The organism is Confluentibacter sediminis, assembly GCF_003258355.1.
GTDB lineage: Bacteria > Bacteroidota > Bacteroidia > Flavobacteriales > Flavobacteriaceae > Confluentibacter > Confluentibacter sediminis.
In genome coordinates this window covers 1-325 of sequence record NZ_QKPO01000109.1, presented here as the reverse complement: position 1 = coordinate 325, position 325 = coordinate 1, and the positions used below count along the sequence as shown (strand labels likewise).

At 55.7% G+C, this 325-nt stretch carries 1 pseudogene; it reads left to right on the top strand.

Going from position 1 to position 325, the window contains the following annotated elements:
• Positions 1-110: 110 nt before the first annotated feature.
• Positions 111-325: pseudogene (locus tag DKT72_RS19115) on the top strand (MFS transporter); the annotation flags it as partial.

Below are 325 nucleotides of genomic sequence, written 5' to 3'. Positions count from 1 at the left end.
GTCGGTCCTTTTTTGATAGCCATAGGTGCTATTGTCCCAGCACCCCGCGCCAAAACGCGGCTATTCCGCCGTCGGTAGCCGGTAAGGTATTGAGAGTGAAGAAGCAGCGTATGATATTCGGACTGTCCCTGCTGTATTGGGGATTATGGTTGGCGATTCTGATTCTGTGGATGGGTCGCTTCGTGACCTCATTCTTGTCGATATATTTGGTTTCCGCGCTGCGCCTCGATGAGGGTGTGGTGGGCACAGTCGTGGCCATGTACGGCTTCGGCGCAATCATCGGCTGCCTGTTCGGCGGTACCTTGTCCGACAGATTCGGCCGCCA